Raw genomic sequence first — 16,872 nt, 5'->3', positions numbered from 1 at the left:
TGCCCTTAATGATAGATTGTACGCTTTGTCAGCGATTCAAGCTGGATTATAGAAAAAAATTGATGCTTTGGTCATCATTAATTTTAGTCTCAGCCCCCTTTAAACAAGGGCTTGGAAGGGAATTTGAGTAACAAATTGTGAGTTATTACTCATATTATGGCTAAAACTACGGCATTAGAGTCAAAGATCGTCGACAAACCTTTGCCAGATGGGGCATTTATGTTTTAGAGTGAATTGAATTTAAAAATACAAAGAAGGGAAACCTAAAATGAACAAGACCCAATTAATCGACTTTATTGCTGAAAAAGCGGACCTTTCTAAAGCTCAAGCGAAAGCTGCGCTAGAAGCGACTCTTGGTGGAGTAACTGATGCTCTTAAAGATGGCGATCAAGTTCAGCTAATTGGTTTTGGTACTTTCAAAGTAAACCACCGTGCAGCTCGCACTGGTCGTAACCCAAAAACTGGTGATGAGATTCAAATCGCTGCTGCAAATGTTCCAGCATTTGTTGCAGGTAAAGCACTGAAAGATTCAGTGAAATAATCTAAACTGTACCGAGGTAGTCGTATTCCACCTCGGTACAGGTTTTATGAAAAAAACATTTCTTCTCGTTTCTCTCTTCTCAGCACTTCTCGTTGGATGTTCCTCATCCAGTCCGACACAAAATCTCGAACAATTTGAAACCTACACCGGTGGTCAGGTTATGGGTGACGCAACCAGCTTTTACTGGGTCACGAATAAGCTTACACAGCCACACAGTTCAGCCGATTACGTTACTGTAGGCGATTATGGCTGGTACAAAACCGATTACGCTTGGTCTGATGGCATCCTGCGTGAGTTTATCCGTGAAGGTGAACAGCGCGACTCTAATGGCAAACTCGTGCCATACCGTGTCCACGTGCGTTTTAATGCGTCGGGTGACGCTGTTTATCAACAGCATCGTATCGATGGAAAAATCTTACCGATTCAAGCTGAGCAGTTAGAGCGCTACAAAAAAGAGGCGACTAGTGTCTTAACAGCTACCGACAAACAAAACGGTGAGGGTTTAGAGTTGCTGCAAGGCTACTGGAATGGCCGCTCGTTCGAGAGCTGTGACGGTGACGAATTCACTGAATTTGAATTCAACCAAACATTGCCAAGCTTCGTGATTAATCGCTTAGCGACGGTAGACAGCTATGCGGCAGTATTGGGCGATGTATCGCTCGGTAAGGGCAGTGTATCGGTTGAGGAGTTACTGATGCTAGCGGAAGACAGCCATGACTGTATTACGCGCCCTGCGCTGTTGAAAGAGCAGTAGAAATATCATTGCTGAGCAGCATTTTGAGTAAAAGGATCATGGTAGGCCAAATACTCTGAAGGCTGCAAATTACGTTCAAAAGTTAAAAAAGGCGCATGACGCGCCTTTTTAGTATCTGCAATCATCAACAATGATTACTTCTGCTCGCGCTCAATCGCACGGTAACCGATGTCATTACGGTGGAACATACCATTCCAGCTAACTTGCTTAGTTAGCGCGTACGCACGCTCCTGAGCCTCAGAAACGCTATTACCAAGAGCAGTCGCACATAGAACACGGCCGCCATTCGTCACAACTTCGCCAGCTTCGTTATTCGCTGTACCAGCATGGAAGATTTTTTGGCCTTCAACATCGCCTGTAGGCAGTGAAATCACGTCACCTTTTGCATAGTCAGCAGGGTAGCCGCCAGCCGCAAGAACAACACCAATTGAAGCGCGTGGGTCCCACTTAGATTCTGCTTGGTCCAGCTTCTCGTCGATAGCCATTAGGCAAAGCTCAACAAGGTCTGACTCCATACGCATCATGATAGGTTGCGTTTCTGGATCGCCGAATCGGCAGTTGTACTCGATAACTTTCGGTGTGCCGTCAGCTGCGATCATCAGACCTGCATATAGGAAACCTGTGTAAGGCGCGCCTTCTGCGTCCATACCACGTACCGTTGGGTAGATAACTTCTTCAAGGATACGGTTGTGGATTTCTGGCGTTACCACTGGAGCTGGAGAGTAAGCACCCATACCGCCTGTGTTAGGGCCTGTGTCTTTGTCGCCAACGCGTTTGTGGTCTTGGCTGGTGGCCATAGGCAGAACGCTAGCGCCGTCAACCATCACGATGAAGCTCGCTTCTTCGCCTTCAAGGAACTCTTCAATAACCACGCGGCTGCCAGCTTCACCAAATGCGTTGCCTGCTAGCATGTCTTTGATTGCGTCTTCAGCTTCTTCCAGAGTCATCGCAACGATAACGCCTTTACCAGCCGCAAGGCCGTCAGCTTTTACTACGATTGGCGCGCCTTGCTCACGAACATAAGCGATAGCTGGCTCAATCTCAGTGAAGTTTGCGTAAGAACCGGTTGGGATGTCGTGACGAGCTAGGAAGTCTTTAGTGAATGCTTTAGAGCCTTCCAGCTGTGCTGCCGCTTGAGTTGGACCAAAGATAGGCAGGCCCACTTCGCGGAACGCGTCAACCACACCAATGACGAGTGGTGCTTCTGGACCAACGATAGTCAGTTCGATTTTTTTCTCTTGAGCAAACGCCACTAAACCAGCGATGTCTTCAACGCCGATGTTTACGTTTTCTAGTTTTGGCTCAAGTGCAGTACCTGCGTTACCTGGAGCAACGAATACTGTTTCAACGTTTGGGTTTTGTGCTGCTTTCCAACCAAGTGCGTGCTCACGACCGCCGGCACCGATGATCAATACATTCATGTTTTAATCCTTCAATCAAAAATCGTCATTCTCGAAGTTGAGGAACGAAACTGTCGGGAATCTGTTTAACGTTTTAAACCAAGAGATTCCGTATTACGCTCGTTCCTCGCTATACGGAATGACGGTTTTGAGAAATTTAAGTTAAGTCTTGCTCAAAGTAGTTGGTACTTATGCCATTCAACTATTCGAGGTCTCTTTAAATCAGTGGGAGCGCTAACAAGGCGACAAGTGAGCTTATCCCTATGAGCATAGCTCGCTATGTGATTAGGGTAAGCGAACGTAGTCAACGCAGTTACCGCCCCAATGATGACAAGAGAATTAGTGGCGGAAGTGACGCATGCCCGTAAAGATCATCGCCATGCCGTGCTCGTCTGCTGCAGCGATAACTTCGTCATCACGCATTGAGCCGCCTGGTTGGATAACACACTTGATGCCCGCTTCTGCAGCCGCGTCGATACCGTCACGGAATGGGAAGAACGCATCTGATGCCATCACACAACCTTCAACCTGTAGACCTTCGTCTGCAGCTTTGATGCCTGCGATTTTCGCAGAGTAAACGCGGCTCATTTGGCCTGCGCCTACACCGATAGTCATGTCGCCTTTCGAGTAAACGATCGCGTTAGATTTCACGTACTTCGCTACTTTCCAGCAGAATAGGGCATCTTTTAGCTCTTCTTCTGTAGGTTGGCGCTTAGAAACCACTTTAAGGTCATCTTCAGATACCATGCCTTGGTCGCGGTCTTGAACCAGTAGGCCACCGTTAACGCGTTTCACGTCAAAGCCAGTTGTCTTAGTTGTCCACTCACCACACTCAAGTAGGCGAAGGTTTTTCTTAGCCGCTACGATTTCTACTGCTTCAGCAGATACAGATGGTGCAATGATAACTTCAACGAATTGGCGCTCAGTGATAGCCGTTGCTGTTGCTGCGTCTAGTTCACGGTTGAATGCGATGATGCCGCCAAATGCAGACGTTGGGTCTGTTTTGAATGCACGGTCGTAAGCTTCTAGGATGTCTTTACCTAGTGCTACACCACATGGGTTAGCGTGCTTAACAATCACACATGCTGGCTCGTCGAACTCTTTCACACACTCAAGTGCTGCATCAGTGTCAGCGATGTTATTGTAAGAAAGGGCTTTACCTTGGATTTGGCGAGCAGTAGAAACAGACGCTTCTTCAGGGTTTGCTTCAACGTAGAATGCAGCTGCTTGGTGGCTGTTCTCACCGTAGCGCATATCTTGCTTTTTCTCGAACTGTTGGTTGAACGTGCGAGGGAATTTGCTCTCTTCGTCACCTTCCTTGTTCTCACCGTAAGATGGGACCATAGTGCCGAAGTAGTTAGCGATCATGCCGTCGTAAGAAGCTGTGTGCTCGAATGCTGCGATAGCCAGGTCGAAACGAGTTTCTAGTGTTAGAGACTTCTCGTTCGCGTCCATTTCAGCGATAACGCGATCGTAGTCGTGAGCGTTCACAACGATAGTTACGTCTTTGTGGTTTTTCGCTGCAGAGCGAACCATTGTTGGACCACCGATGTCGATGTTCTCAACAGCGTCAGCAAGGGTACAACCTTCTTTAGCAACGGTTTCTGCGAATGGGTATAGGTTAACAACAACCATATCGATAGGATTGATGCCGTGAGTTTCCATCACTTCATCATCTTGGCCACGACGACCTAGAACGCCACCATGAACTTTTGGATGCAGAGTCTTAACGCGGCCGTCCATCATTTCTGGGAAGCCTGTGTAGTCTGATACTTCTGTTACAGAGATGCCTTTCTCAGCAAGCAGGCGAGCAGTGCCACCAGTCGATAGAATATCGACACCACGGTTAGCAAGGGCTTGTGCAAATTCAACGATACCAGTTTTGTCTGATACGCTGATTAGGGCGCGGCGAATTGGACGAGCGTTATTCATGCTTCCATCTTCCTCAAATTCATGGAGTTAAAATAAAGATATTTGCCAAAAAAGAACTTGTTTCTATCTTCTCCACTCTGTTTAACGTACAACAGAGCAAGAGATAAAATATTGGCCAGTTTTGGTAAAGACCTTTGAGATTCCGTTTCTTCTTATGTTTAATACCTAAGAAAGTAACAGTCTCCAAATTTGATGGCGCACATTCTAACTAATTTATTACAAAAAAGCTCGCGCAATCGTTTGGCATCTCAAAAATAATTATGAAAATTGCCATTTGAGCCTGAAAAGTAACGAAAAGGTTAATTGTGGCAGTAATGAAAAATCAGGAAAAACTATGTTTCAGATAGGAGAATTAGCGAAACGCTGTGGTGTAACAGCGGATACGCTACGGTTCTACGAGAAAAATCACCTTATTGCTCCGGCGAGTCGCAGTGAGTCGGGCTATCGACTGTATGACGAAAATAACCAAAAGCAGGTGACCTTCATCCTAAAATCAAAGGCGTTGGGCCTGAGCTTGGAAGAGATTAAAGAATTACTCGATATTCGCTTGGAGGCAACCCAGCATAGCTGCGCGGAGGTGAAGTCGATTACCAGTGCTAAATTGACGATGATTGATGAGAAAATCGCCGAGCTGAGCCGTATTCGAATTGCCCTGAAAAAAATCAATGATGCGTGCTGTGGGCATGTGGATGATGATGCGAGTCACTGCTCAATTCTGGCGGCACTGGATTCTGAGAATACCCAGAAAGGCAGCTGTTGCAACGACTGAGCTTAGAGATAAAAAAAGCCCAACTTACTCAGTAAGTTGGGCTTTAAATTTCTATACGTCAGAATGATTAGTTCATGCCGTATTTTTTAAGTTTCTTGCGAAGAGTACCGCGGTTGATACCCATCATAGTTGCTGCGCGAGTTTGGTTACCGCGAGTGTACTGCATGATGGTGTCTAGTAGTGGCTGTTCAACTTCAGCTAATACTAGTTCGTATAACTCGCTGACTTCTTGACCGTTTAATTGAGCAAGGTAGTTTTTCAATGATGCTTTCACTGAATCACGTAGTGGTTTCTGCGTGATTTGGTCTTGTGATGTAACTGTAGTCACTGTCAATGCTTCTGAAGTCAGATTTTGTTCGAACATATTCGGTCTAGCTCTTCTCGTAATTATGGTGCAACGTTATCAAAATAACCTTCTAGCGCCTCAAGCTGCAGATCACCTGCTTCGAGTGCGTTGAAGGTACGGCGAAACTCACTCGCTTGTTCGTGTTCTTTTAGGTACCAACCCACATGCTTACGAGCAATGCGCGGACCTAAAAACTCTCCATAAAACTCATGCAGAGCGTGAACATGACCAAGCATGATGTCCTTCACTTCCGTAGTTGGGAGTGGGTCCATCGTGGTGCCGTTTTCCAAATAGTGGTGGATTTCCTGGAAAATCCAAGGACGTCCTTGGGCAGGACGGCCAATCATTAAAGCGTCAGCACCGGTGTACTCCAGTACAAACTTCGCTTTCTCCGGACTATCGATATCACCGTTAGCGATAACCGGTATAGAGACAGCTTGTTTCGCCGCTTTAATGTGTTTGTATTCGGCCTCACCTTTGTACATACAAGCGCGAGTTCTCCCGTGAAGGGCAAGCGCTTGAATGCCGCAGTTTTCGGCTATTTTAGCGATTTGGACACAGTTTCTATTGTCCGTGTCCCAGCCTGTGCGAGTTTTCAACGTCACTGGAACGTCAACCGCATCTACTACAGCCTTCAAGATCTCTTCAATAAGATCCGGATATTGCAGTAGTGCGGAGCCCGCAAGCTTCTTATTCACTTTTTTTGCTGGGCAACCCATGTTGATATCGATGATTTGAGCACCGTTCTCAACGTTGAATTGCGCAGCCTCGGCCATAAGCTGTGGATCTGCACCAGCGATTTGTACTGATCGAATGCCCGATTCGCCTTCATGTACCATACGCTGCTGAGACTTCGACGTTTTCCAAACCTTAGGATTGGAGGACATCATTTCACTGACTGCCATCCCCGCTCCATAGCGAAGACACAACTCACGGAATGGTCTATCCGTTACGCCAGCCATTGGGGCGACGATTAGATTGTTCTTAAGTTGATAATTTCCGATTTTCAAAACGTCATCACAGTTCTGTACCAGCAAGGGCGCGCATTTTACGCATTTTTTTGCTGCGTGAAAAGACTAATATTTGAGCATTTACAATTTGTTTTTGTAATTTGCATAAAATTCAGTCAATTAGCGCTCAAAGTCTTGTCTAGCCTTGCTTGCGACCAGAGATTCGACACCACTCTTGCTGTTCAACAATCGGATCAATGTGAAGCTCATCACGATAATAAGTCGCAACGTCTTCTGCTTGTGTATCTAAAACACCCGACATTGCTAATACGCCGTCTTCTTTTACTAGACCCTTAATGATGCCTGAAAGTTCACGTAGTGGACCGGCAAGGATGTTAGCAACGACAACATCGGCAATCAGGCCTTCTGGCTGATCTTGAGGAAGGAACACTTCTAATTGGTCAGCAACGCCATTGCGCTCAGCATTGTCTTTTGATGCCAGTAGAGCTTGAGGATCAATGTCGATCCCGATAACTTTTTCTGCACCGAGTTTGATCGCTGCGATCGCTAGGATGCCAGAGCCACAACCGAAGTCGATCACTGTCTTACCTGACAGATCTAGACCTTCTAACCACTCTAAACAAAGTGCTGTTGTTGGGTGGGTACCAGTACCAAACGCTAGACCTGGGTCAAGCATTACATTTACCGCGTCCGGCTCTGGGATATCTCGCCAGCTTGGGCAGATCCATAGGCGCTCACCGAACTTCATTGGGTGGAAGTTATCCATCCATTCACGTTCCCAGTCTTTGTCCTCAATTTGCTCAACTTTGTGAGCGAAATCCGCAGGGAACATGTTGCTCGCTTTGATTTGTGCTAGAACGGCGCTGGTATCAATTTCAGCGTCGTATAGAGCTAGGATATCCGTATCACCCCAAAGTCGCGTCTCACCCGGCAGAGGCTCAAATACAGGGGTATCTTGTGCATCAAGGAAAGTGACAGAAAGAGCACCAGTCTCTTCCATCAACATGTCGCCGATCTGTTCGGCATTTTCGTTGGTCGCATTAAGCTTGATTTGAATCCAAGGCATGGGTATGTGCTCTTAACAATGGTTGAAAATGAATTGGGCGCAGAGTTTAGCAGATTTAATGAGCGATTACCCTCAATTAAAACTGCCGTTCCAGATATAAGTAAACCCAGTGTTCGCGATGAACACTAGGCTAGCAGATAGTTGAAATGGTCATTAGTCGTCTAAACTGATTGCTGATACGCTGGTGGGTGCGACAGGGTCGTCAATCGCAACAAGCGTTGTGATTGAACCGCCAGTGAGGTCGAGCATTACTGGCCCAATAGCGATGGTGCTAGGGGTATTGGCTGGCGTGATCATGATGTATACCGTGCCAGGCATCACGGGCAGTAAGCCGCTATCTCCTTTGTAAGGGATATCTTCTAGAATCACATCGTCAGAACTTGGAGTCGCGTCAACACTCACATAAATGTCGACAATGCCTGCCAACGTAGAGGCGTGAATCGCTCGCAGTTTGGCTTCTGTCGCGATTCTTCTAACATCATCTTCAACGACGTAAAGCTCATCATTGCTCAGTCCATCACTCAGGTTGCCGATAGCTAGGGCAGTGTAGGTTGTATTCGCTGCAAGTGAAGCAGTTAGCCCAAGGGCACTGACGATACTGACAGGGCTGCTGCCGTTAACAGCTACTGCAAAGTCTGTCGATGCAGCATCAAGTGCTAGATAATCTGTTTTGTCTTTATACATTAGGTTAAACAGGGGCGAACCACTTACTGGTGCTGTGCCATTGACCCACACATCGACGCCAGGGGCATCGGAAATAGTGTGCACTACGCGAACATCAGCGCCGCTGTTTGTATCTTGAACCGTCAGCGAGCTGCTACCAGTGTCGACAAGCAAAGTTACCGGTGATGCGCCAGCGGTGGTGTTATTGGTGGCTGCGACAAACCAGTCGGCACCAGCAGGAACCGCTATCGAGCCGGAATCGAAAAACACTTGGGTTGGATCAGATGGATCCGTGATACGCACTTGGTAAGTATCGGCAGGTACGTTCATTGCGTCGGTGACGCCTAGAAACGAAACGTCGTTGGCGAAGGGAGTTGCTATTGTAAGATCAGCATTGGGTGCTGTGATGAACACATCCACAGTGGGCGCATCGGGTGCAGAGTGCATCACTTGAACTCGTGCATCGGTTGGAACCATGAAGTCCCTCGCAATGATCTGTGGCCCAAATGAGTTGTCACCTACTTTCCCTGTCGCAACAACGTTGTACTCTTGCCCTGCCATTAAATCAAGGCTAGTTTCGGGAACGACGGTCGTGGTGGTTCCATCAGCGAGAATAGCGTCGACTTGAACGGTATGGTCGCCTGGGGATACGGAAATTTGTCCTGATGACTGTTGATAGTCAACGTTTTGTAGAGCGGGTTGCCCATCGAGAATCACGTTTACTTTTGGGGCGTCAGGTGAAGCGTGGAATACTCGAAGATAGGAGTCGTCCTGTGCTGTGGAGTCGTCGTCATCGTCGTGACAGCCTGCTAGAGCTGCGCTGAGTGCGGTTGCAATTGCAATAGTTCTAATCAATTTCATGGTCTTGTCTCCAGGTGATTTTTACATCACACAGATCTACGACAAGTTTGATTAAAGGATCAGATATATTAGGATGGTCCGGAGACAAAAATGAAAATTTGACTTATTTAACTTTATCTTTTCAGTAGCTTGTATTAATAAAATTATTATAAATAAAAATGCCCACCGAGGTGGGCATTTCGTGATGTTCTTAAATGAACCGATTATTGAAGACCAAGTTTCTTCTCTAGGTAGTGGATGTTTGCACCACCGTGTTGGAAGTTCTCGTCGTTCATGATCGACTCTTGTAGAGGGATGTTCACTTTGATGCCTTCTACAATCATCTCACCTAGAGCATTCTTCATACGAGAGATCGCTACATCGCGGTTCTCACCGTAAGTGATCAGCTTACCAATCATTGAATCGTAGTGAGGTGGTACTGTGTAGCCCGTGTAGATGTGAGAGTCCCAACGTACACCCATACCGCCCGGTGCATGGAAACGCTCGATCTTACCTGGTGAAGGTAGGAACTTATCTGGGTCTTCCGCGTTGATACGACACTCGATAGCGTGACCGCTGATCTTGATGTCATCTTGCGTGAAAGACAGAGGCTGACCAGCAGCAACACGTAGTTGCTCTTTGATTAGGTCAACACCGGTAACCATCTCAGTTACTGGGTGCTCTACTTGGATACGAGTGTTCATCTCGATGAAGTAGAACTCGCCGTTTTCGTATAGGAACTCAAAAGTACCTGCACCACGGTAGCCAATCTCAAGACAAGCACGAGTACAACGTTCACCAATGTACTTACGCATTTCTGCAGTGATACCTGGTGCTGGTGCTTCTTCAACAACCTTCTGGTGACGACGCTGCATAGAACAGTCACGCTCACCAAGGTGGATAGCACCGCCTTGACCGTCAGCAATCACTTGTACTTCAACGTGACGTGGGTTTTCTAGGAATTTCTCCATGTAAACCATGTCGTTGTTGAAACATGCTTTTGCTTCTGCACGTGTCATTGCGATCGCTTCAGTTAGCTCTTTTTCAGAACGTACAACACGCATACCACGACCACCGCCGCCACCAGATGCTTTGATGATTACTGGGTAGCCAATACGCTTAGCGTGAGCTTTGTTGGTTGCTTCGTCGTCGTTCAGTGGGCCGTCAGAACCCGGTACACAAGGTACGCCTGCTTTCTTCATTGCCGTGATTGCAGAAACTTTATCACCCATGATGCGGATAGTTTCAGCTTTAGGACCTACGAAGATGAAACCGCTTTGCTCAACTTGCTCAGCAAAGTCTGCGTTTTCAGATAGGAAGCCGTAGCCAGGGTGAATAGCAACAGCGCCTGTTACCTCTGCCGCACTGATGATGCGAGGGATGTTCAGGTAGCTATCGATACCACGAGCTGGACCGATACAAATAGTTTCATCTGCAAGCAGTACGTGCTTAAGGTCACGGTCAGCTGTTGAGTGAACAGCTACCGTCTTAATGCCTAGCTCTTTACATGCTCGCAGAATACGTAGTGCAATTTCACCACGGTTCGCGATTACTAATTTATCTAACATAATGAGGCTTCTCTATTATTCGATAATTACTAGAGCTTGGTCGAACTCAACTGGTTGGCCGTCTTCAACTAGGATTGCAGTTACAACGCCAGACTTGTCCGCTTCGATTTGGTTCATCATCTTCATCGCTTCAACGATACATAGAGTGTCGCCAGCGTTAACTTGTTGACCTACTTTAACGAATGGTTTTGCATCTGGGCTTGGCGCGCTGTAGAAAGTACCAACCATTGGAGAAAGAACTTGGTGACCAGTAACTGCCGCTGGAGCTTCAGCTGCTTCTGGAGCCGCCGCAGGAGCTGGAGCTGCTGCAGGAGCTGGAGCTGCTACAGGTGCTGGCGCTGCTGCGTATTGAACTGGTGCTGCTGCAGGAGCAGTGCCGTTACGGCTGATGCGTACTGACTCTTCACCTTCAGAGATTTCTAGTTCTGCGATACCAGACTCTTCAACCAATTCGATCAGCTTTTTGATTTTGCGAATATCCATCGTTTCTTTCTCTTATTTGTTAATTAACCATGCTCTATGACTGGAGCTGGTGTCTATTAGTTCGGTTATGTTCGTTACCTTGACTGAAGCTTGTTAATCGCTGCGGTCAAAGCAAATTGGTAGCCTTGTGCACCCAAGCCACAAATTACCCCTTCGGCTTTGTCTGAGAGGTAAGAGTGGTGCCTAAATGGTTCACGTGCATGAACATTAGAAAGGTGCACTTCAATAAATGGGATTGCTACGCCAAGCAGTGCATCGCGCAGTGCCACACTGGTGTGTGTAAACGCTGCTGGATTGATAATAATAAAATCAATATTTTGGAATGCACCGTGAATGGCTTCAATTAGCTCGTACTCACGATTTGATTGTAAGTGAGATAGCTCAACGTCCTGAGTTTTCGCTTGCTCTTTTAGACCGTCAATTATCTGGTCAAGTGTTTGAGAACCGTAATGTGCAGGCTCTCTTAGGCCTAACAGGTTAAGGTTTGGGCCATTTAAAACTAGAATGCGAAACTTTGTAGACATCGTGGGGCTATCTTCCTTTATCGTGACGACGAGAGTGAATGTCCCATTTTATTTACAAATCATGCCGTTTTGCTAGAGCTAAAACGACCGATTTTAAAAATTAGAACCAGATTATAGCTAATTCAGCGCAAATCGCAGCAATTTACTGGTCTAATCTCCTAATGTGATAGTGCGGAATTGTTACCAAGTTAACAAAAAATGGGAGAAGCCTTAATTTAAGGAAGGATATTTGAGATCAAGATCAGGCATAAAAAAACCGCCACACAGGTGACGGTTTACATATGGGGTGTTTTAAACATATCAGGTAAACATGCCCAAGTTAGGACTGTTTATCCGCAGTTTTATGCAAGCTCAGCTTTTTCTGCGATGAGCTTGTCAACCACACTTGGGTCAGCAAGCGTAGAAGTGTCGCCAAGGTTTCCGGTATCGCCTGTTGCAATCTTACGTAGGATACGACGCATGATCTTACCAGAGCGCGTTTTCGGTAGAGAGTCTGTCCAGTGTAGCACGTCTGGTGTCGCAATCGGACCAATCTCTTTACGTACCCAGTCTTTCACCTCTTTATGCAGCTCCGCTGTTGGGAACTCACCGTCGTTCAGGGTGATGTAAGCGTAGATCGCTTGGCCTTTGATATCGTGAGGGATACCCACAATTGCAGCTTCGGCAATCTTATCGAATGCAACCAGCGCAGATTCAATTTCTGCCGTACCCATACGGTGGCCAGATACGTTCAGTACGTCATCAACACGGCCTGTGATCCAGTAGTAGCCGTCTTCATCACGACGAGCACCATCACTGGTGAAGTACATACCTTTGAAGGTAGAGAAGTAAGTCTGCTCGAAGCGCTCATGGTCGCCATAAACAGTACGCATTTGACCAGGCCAAGAATCTAAAATCACTAGGTTACCGTCGGTTGCGCCTTCAATGATGTTGCCCATGTTGTCAACCAGTGCAGGTTGAACGCCAAAGAATGGGCGAGTCGCTGAACCTGGTTTTAGATCCGTTGCACCCGGTAGAGGAGCGATCAAGATACCGCCCGTTTCGGTTTGCCACCATGTATCAACAATCGGAGAGTTCTCGTTACCAATCGTTTTGTAGTACCACTCCCACGCTTCTGGGTTAATTGGTTCACCTACCGAGCCCATAATACGTAGGCTGCTACGTGTTGTGCCTTCAACCGCTTCGTTACCTTTCGCCATCAGAGCACGAATCGCTGTTGGTGCCGTGTATAGGATGTTTACTTGGTGCTTATCAACCACTTCACTCATACGGCTAGTATTCGGGTAGTTTGGCACGCCCTCAAATAGGATTGTCTTAGCGCCGTTAGCCAGTGGGCCGTAGATTAGGTATGTGTGACCAGTGATCCAACCCACATCCGCTGTACACCAGAAGGTTTCGCCTTCTTGGTAATCAAATACGTACTTGAACGTCATTGCCGCGTAAACTAAGTAGCCGCCGGTTGTGTGTAGAACACCTTTAGGTTTACCTGTTGAACCTGATGTGTAGAGAATGAATAGAGGGTCTTCTGCTTTCATCTCTTCTGGTGGGCACTCTGAAGATACGTTTGCTGTTGCTTCATGCCACCAAACATCACGATGCTCGTGCCAATCAATATCACCACCAGTACGTTTCATAACGATGACTTTTTGAATGGTTTTCACTTCTGGGTTGGTCAGAGCTTCATCGACATTTTTCTTAAGAGGGACGGCACGGCCGCCACGAACACCTTCATCAGCGGTGATCACAACCTTAGAATCAGAATCGATAATACGGCCTGATAGTGCTTCTGGTGAGAAGCCACCAAATACCACAGTATGGACTGCACCGATACGTGTACAAGCAAGCATCGCAACCGCCGCTTCTGGCACCATTGGCATGTACAGACACACTACGTCGCCTTTTTGCACGCCTTGCTCTTTAAGTGCGTTAGAGAATTCACACACTTCTTTGTGAAGTTCGTTAAAAGTTAGCGTCTTGTCGTCCGCTGGGTCATCACCTTCCCAGATGATTGCCACATCGTCACCGCGCTCAGCAAGGTGGCGGTCAATACAGTTAGCAGACACGTTGAGTGTACCATCTTCAAACCAGCGAATGTCGATGTGGCCTGGGTCAAATGAAGTGCTTTTCACTTGGGTGAAAGGCTTAATCCAATCTACGATTTTTCCATGCTCGCCCCAGAAACCTTCAGGGTCAGAAACAGATTGTTGGTACATGGCTAGGTAAGTGTCATTATCCGCGTGCGTATTTGCTTTGATGTTTTCTTTTACCGGATAAACGTGGGCTTCACTCATTGCATCTCTCCTTGTGCCTACATTCCTAATGAATTGGCAACTTCCTTTATGTTCAGTTTCTAAGTCAAGTTAGTGGACTGTCGTTGTGTTATCACTGTCGGCTAGCAGAGCCATTTCCACAATTAGACTTTAGGATGAGAAGCGTGTTTCCACTTAAAAAATAGCGAGTTAAGTGTTTTTTTGAGAGTTAGATCGTTTCAATTATTTAGGTGGGTTGATTTATGAATAAGAAGAGTTGAAGCGTGGTAGATCACCATGTTGAAGGCGCACAAATATCAGTGCAGCCGAGATAGCGTCTTGTAATGCATCATGTTTATTGGTGGGCAGTGGCAGATCGAGCTGGCGACAGATGGTATCGAGGCTTAGATCGAAATAAGCATTTGGCAGGTGTTTTTCGAGCTTTTCTTGATAGAGCTGACTAACTTCTACTAATGGATTAGGCATAGGGAAGCCAAAATGTTTTAAACACGCTTTATCAAGGATCTTTTTGTCATAGCGGATGTGATAGCCCACCAAAGGTCGATTACCGATGAAGTCGAGCAGTGCGCTGATGGCTTGTTTCTCTTCGACCCCATGTTTGAGGTCTTGGTGGCGAATGCGATGGATTTTTATCGAGTTAGAATCTAAAGATTGAGGCGCTCTTAGTCTGACCTCAAATGGCTGACTTGTGATGATGCGGTTACCGACAATCTTGGTCGCTGCAATTGAGACCAGCTCCGCTTGATTCGGATCTAGGCTGGTGGTTTCACAATCGAGCGATACCAACTCTTGTCCTGAATTGGTGGTGAAGAGATCCCGATAGGGCGACCCCTTGAGTTTTCGATACCAGTAATAGCGTACTAATCGGTTCATGGTGATCTAATCCCTAATTTGGTAGTGATAGCCCAACCATTGCTTAAACTTTTTCACGACGTGCAAACTGTGCCTTAATAGATCTCGGTCTGCGCGCTCCATGAGCTTCACGTCGAGTTTATTACTGCTGTGCTGCTGCGATAAACGTTGTGATAGACGCCATTTGAAGAACTGTTTGAGTGCTTCGCTGAGGTTGTCTGCAGTGCTTCGTTCAAGAACATTCTTTTCCACTAGCGCTTCGATGCGTTCGAAGGTGTTGTTAACACTGATGCCGTGCTCAAGGCTGAGTGCTCTTACACCATGAACGATAGGGAAAATGCCTCCCTGTTTTATGTCTAACCCTGATTTAGATGCTTTCACGTTACCAAACAGAGATAGCGGTACAGAGAAGTTCAAGGCAGGGCGGCAGAACTCTGTGAGTATGAGCTCTTGTCCCACCATTAAATCTCTCAAATGATCTTTAACAGGTTGCAGTAGCTCTCGATTGCCCGCGACTGCATGAGCGTCTGCCATGATGGCGATGTCCATGACCGTATCGGGAGTCGCCTTCTTCACCCATTGGGACAGTGTTTCCTTCCAGCCTTGTTGTGAGTGCACCCACTTCGGATTATTCACCATCACATTGCCCGGGCAGAGCGGGTAGCCTAACTGCTGCAGGGTATGAGTCAGCTCAGCCATGACCTCTTCACAGTGATGCCATTCTAAACCGTCTTGAATGATCAGCGCGTTGTCTTGGTCTGTTTTGAGTATCTGTTCTCCTCGTCCCTCTGAGCCGAGCACAATTAGGCTGCAGTGGTTTTGCAGTGCCGGAGGCAAAATCAGTTCAAAAGCTTTCTCGATAATCTGCTCGTTAACCGCAGAGATCAGTTCCATGATAAAGCGCGTTCGAATGCCATTGCTGATTAAGCTCTCAACCAATTGACGCTGTTTGTTGGAGGCCATGGCCAACTCTTCGATGCTGGTGGCGCGGGCAATTCGCAGAGTCAGTACATGAGAGTGGGTCGAGAAGGCACTCAATATCTGTGTCATATCGAGCATGCCGACCGCTTCTTGCCCATCACAAACCATCAAGCGTTTTACCCGATTACGCGTCATATTAATCATGGCGTTAAACAGGAAATCACCATCATTGACATGCAAAACAGGGAAGGTCGCTATCTCACCGACGGGCGCATCAAGGGGGTAATCCTCGAGCATCACAGCATGCAATAAATTGGTCCGTGTGACGATAGAGTAGGGTAGGGTACATGATGATCCAAAAGCTTTTAGATCATCATAGGCCAAGCGAACTAAAGCCGAGTCGAGCCCTTGCTCCTTAAGGGTTCTTGTTACCTCATTGATAGGTTGGTTAGGCTCTAGGATCAGAGGTGGGTGATAAATCGAATCGTCGACTTTGGTTAGGATAAATTCAGCCAAGTTTTGCTGCTGTTTAGCGGCCTCTATGAGCTCTTTACGTTTGGCTAGGTTGTTATCAAAGTAGGCAGCAAACTGGCCATTTGCATTGTAGAGCTCGAGGAATACATCGGTGGGAAGCAGGTAGCTGAGGGTATCTTCTAGTGCGATGTATTGGTGTTTGGTGTGAGGCTCAAACTGACTACGAACATCAAAGATATCGTCGTTTGCATAGTGGGCGTAAATCTCCCCATCTTGGCTAGCACGCTCCTCTACGGCACCTTTAATTAAAATATGCAGATGACGACTTGGGCGATCCGCTTCGAGAATGGTTTCTTGAGCACGATAGTAAACCACGTCGAGTGCAGAGCGCAGAGTCAATTGTTCAGCCTCAGATAAGCTATCGAAGGGTGGGTGCTGCATATTAAATTTATCAGGCATAAGCGTCGCAGATAGAGTGAAGAACCTAAAGTTAAGTCT

The 16,872-nt window shown here is 46.9% G+C and carries 15 protein-coding genes; 3 read left to right on the top strand and 12 right to left on the bottom strand.

Annotation, left to right across the window (positions count from 1 at the left end):
• Positions 1-268 precede the first annotated feature (268 nt).
• Both hupA and KI743_RS12170 read left to right on the top strand, forming a co-directional pair.
• The gene (hupA, locus tag KI743_RS12175) at positions 269-541 is read left to right on the top strand and encodes a nucleoid-associated protein HU-alpha (protein WP_004729753.1); all 273 of its coding nucleotides are present in this window, start codon (positions 269-271) and stop codon (positions 539-541) included.
• A gap of 46 nt (positions 542-587) precedes the next feature.
• On the top strand, positions 588-1,295 hold the full coding sequence (locus KI743_RS12170; RefSeq protein ID WP_152469417.1) for a DUF1481 domain-containing protein: 708 nt from the start codon (positions 588-590) through the stop codon (positions 1,293-1,295).
• Between the two features lie 134 nt (positions 1,296-1,429).
• Here the strand turns inward: KI743_RS12170 and purD are convergent, their stop codons facing one another.
• Both purD and purH read right to left on the bottom strand, forming a co-directional pair.
• Positions 1,430-2,716 carry a phosphoribosylamine--glycine ligase gene (gene purD / locus KI743_RS12165; RefSeq protein ID WP_150869412.1) on the bottom strand — a complete coding sequence of 429 codons (1,287 nt, stop codon included), beginning with the start codon at positions 2,714-2,716 and terminating at the stop codon, positions 1,430-1,432.
• Between the two features lie 318 nt (positions 2,717-3,034).
• The gene (gene purH, locus KI743_RS12160) at positions 3,035-4,627 is read right to left on the bottom strand and encodes a bifunctional phosphoribosylaminoimidazolecarboxamide formyltransferase/IMP cyclohydrolase (protein WP_285466582.1); all 1,593 of its coding nucleotides are present in this window, start codon (positions 4,625-4,627) and stop codon (positions 3,035-3,037) included.
• A gap of 334 nt (positions 4,628-4,961) precedes the next feature.
• Here purH and zntR point away from each other — a divergent pair, with 334 nt between their 5' ends.
• The gene (zntR, locus tag KI743_RS12155; RefSeq protein WP_285466580.1) at positions 4,962-5,396 is read left to right on the top strand and encodes a Zn(2+)-responsive transcriptional regulator; all 435 of its coding nucleotides are present in this window, start codon (positions 4,962-4,964) and stop codon (positions 5,394-5,396) included.
• Between the two features lie 67 nt (positions 5,397-5,463).
• Here zntR and fis read toward each other — a convergent pair whose 3' ends face one another.
• The 10 genes from fis to KI743_RS12105 form a co-directional block, all read right to left on the bottom strand.
• Positions 5,464-5,760: a DNA-binding transcriptional regulator Fis gene (fis, locus tag KI743_RS12150; RefSeq protein ID WP_004729744.1), complete on the bottom strand. Its 297-nt coding sequence runs from the start codon at positions 5,758-5,760 to the stop codon at positions 5,464-5,466.
• Positions 5,761-5,783: 23 nt separating this feature from the next.
• A complete protein-coding gene (gene dusB / locus KI743_RS12145; RefSeq protein WP_285466578.1) occupies positions 5,784-6,752 on the bottom strand; it encodes a tRNA dihydrouridine synthase DusB in 969 nt (322 codons plus the stop codon).
• A 139-nt stretch (positions 6,753-6,891) separates the two neighbouring features.
• Positions 6,892-7,779 (bottom strand): 50S ribosomal protein L11 methyltransferase, encoded by an 888-nt coding sequence (gene prmA / locus KI743_RS12140; RefSeq protein ID WP_285466577.1) that lies wholly within the window; start codon positions 7,777-7,779, stop codon positions 6,892-6,894.
• Between the two features lie 153 nt (positions 7,780-7,932).
• A complete protein-coding gene (locus KI743_RS12135; RefSeq protein ID WP_285466576.1) occupies positions 7,933-9,303 on the bottom strand; it encodes a DUF4397 domain-containing protein in 1,371 nt (456 codons plus the stop codon).
• A 203-nt stretch (positions 9,304-9,506) separates the two neighbouring features.
• Positions 9,507-10,850, bottom strand: a complete 1,344-nt coding sequence (gene accC / locus KI743_RS12130) for an acetyl-CoA carboxylase biotin carboxylase subunit (protein WP_032549930.1) — start codon at positions 10,848-10,850, stop codon at positions 9,507-9,509.
• A 15-nt stretch (positions 10,851-10,865) separates the two neighbouring features.
• Positions 10,866-11,333 carry an acetyl-CoA carboxylase biotin carboxyl carrier protein gene (gene accB, locus KI743_RS12125; protein ID WP_032549931.1) on the bottom strand — a complete coding sequence of 156 codons (468 nt, stop codon included), beginning with the start codon at positions 11,331-11,333 and terminating at the stop codon, positions 10,866-10,868.
• 74 nt (positions 11,334-11,407) lie between these two features.
• A complete protein-coding gene (gene aroQ, locus KI743_RS12120) occupies positions 11,408-11,857 on the bottom strand; it encodes a type II 3-dehydroquinate dehydratase (RefSeq protein ID WP_285466574.1) in 450 nt (149 codons plus the stop codon).
• Between the two features lie 341 nt (positions 11,858-12,198).
• Complete coding sequence (gene acs / locus KI743_RS12115; RefSeq protein WP_032549934.1) at positions 12,199-14,148, bottom strand: acetate--CoA ligase; 1,950 nt, start codon at positions 14,146-14,148, stop codon at positions 12,199-12,201.
• A gap of 219 nt (positions 14,149-14,367) precedes the next feature.
• On the bottom strand, positions 14,368-15,000 hold the full coding sequence (locus tag KI743_RS12110; protein WP_150869406.1) for a 3'-5' exonuclease: 633 nt from the start codon (positions 14,998-15,000) through the stop codon (positions 14,368-14,370).
• Between the two features lie 6 nt (positions 15,001-15,006).
• Entirely contained in the window at positions 15,007-16,833 is a 1,827-nt protein-coding gene (locus tag KI743_RS12105; protein ID WP_285466573.1) for a DUF294 nucleotidyltransferase-like domain-containing protein, read from the bottom strand.
• Positions 16,834-16,872: the final 39 nt, after the last annotated feature.

Source organism: Vibrio sp. D420a, assembly GCF_030248625.1.
GTDB classification, from domain to species: domain Bacteria; phylum Pseudomonadota; class Gammaproteobacteria; order Enterobacterales; family Vibrionaceae; genus Vibrio; species Vibrio fortis_A.
Note: the sequence above shows the minus strand (reverse complement) of the source record. Positions and strands in the feature narration are given on the sequence as shown.

Excerpts from the sequence above, each read along its gene's own strand:
- accC (WP_032549930.1), bottom strand. The coding sequence starts at position 10,850 with ATGTTAGATAAATTAGTAATCGCGAACCGTGGTGAAATTGCACTACGT.
- KI743_RS12105 (WP_285466573.1), bottom strand. The coding sequence starts at position 16,833 with ATGCCTGATAAATTTAATATGCAGCACCCACCCTTCGATAGCTTATCT.
- acs (WP_032549934.1), bottom strand. The coding sequence starts at position 14,148 with ATGAGTGAAGCCCACGTTTATCCGGTAAAAGAAAACATCAAAGCAAAT.
- KI743_RS12110 (WP_150869406.1), bottom strand. The coding sequence starts at position 15,000 with ATGAACCGATTAGTACGCTATTACTGGTATCGAAAACTCAAGGGGTCG.
- aroQ (WP_285466574.1), bottom strand. The coding sequence starts at position 11,857 with ATGTCTACAAAGTTTCGCATTCTAGTTTTAAATGGCCCAAACCTTAAC.
- zntR (WP_285466580.1), top strand. The coding sequence starts at position 4,962 with ATGTTTCAGATAGGAGAATTAGCGAAACGCTGTGGTGTAACAGCGGAT.
- KI743_RS12170 (WP_152469417.1), top strand. The coding sequence starts at position 588 with ATGAAAAAAACATTTCTTCTCGTTTCTCTCTTCTCAGCACTTCTCGTT.
- accB (WP_032549931.1), bottom strand. The coding sequence starts at position 11,333 with ATGGATATTCGCAAAATCAAAAAGCTGATCGAATTGGTTGAAGAGTCT.
- purD (WP_150869412.1), bottom strand. The coding sequence starts at position 2,716 with ATGAATGTATTGATCATCGGTGCCGGCGGTCGTGAGCACGCACTTGGT.
- purH (WP_285466582.1), bottom strand. The coding sequence starts at position 4,627 with ATGAATAACGCTCGTCCAATTCGCCGCGCCCTAATCAGCGTATCAGAC.
- hupA (WP_004729753.1), top strand. The coding sequence starts at position 269 with ATGAACAAGACCCAATTAATCGACTTTATTGCTGAAAAAGCGGACCTT.
- prmA (WP_285466577.1), bottom strand. The coding sequence starts at position 7,779 with ATGCCTTGGATTCAAATCAAGCTTAATGCGACCAACGAAAATGCCGAA.
- fis (WP_004729744.1), bottom strand. The coding sequence starts at position 5,760 with ATGTTCGAACAAAATCTGACTTCAGAAGCATTGACAGTGACTACAGTT.
- KI743_RS12135 (WP_285466576.1), bottom strand. The coding sequence starts at position 9,303 with ATGAAATTGATTAGAACTATTGCAATTGCAACCGCACTCAGCGCAGCT.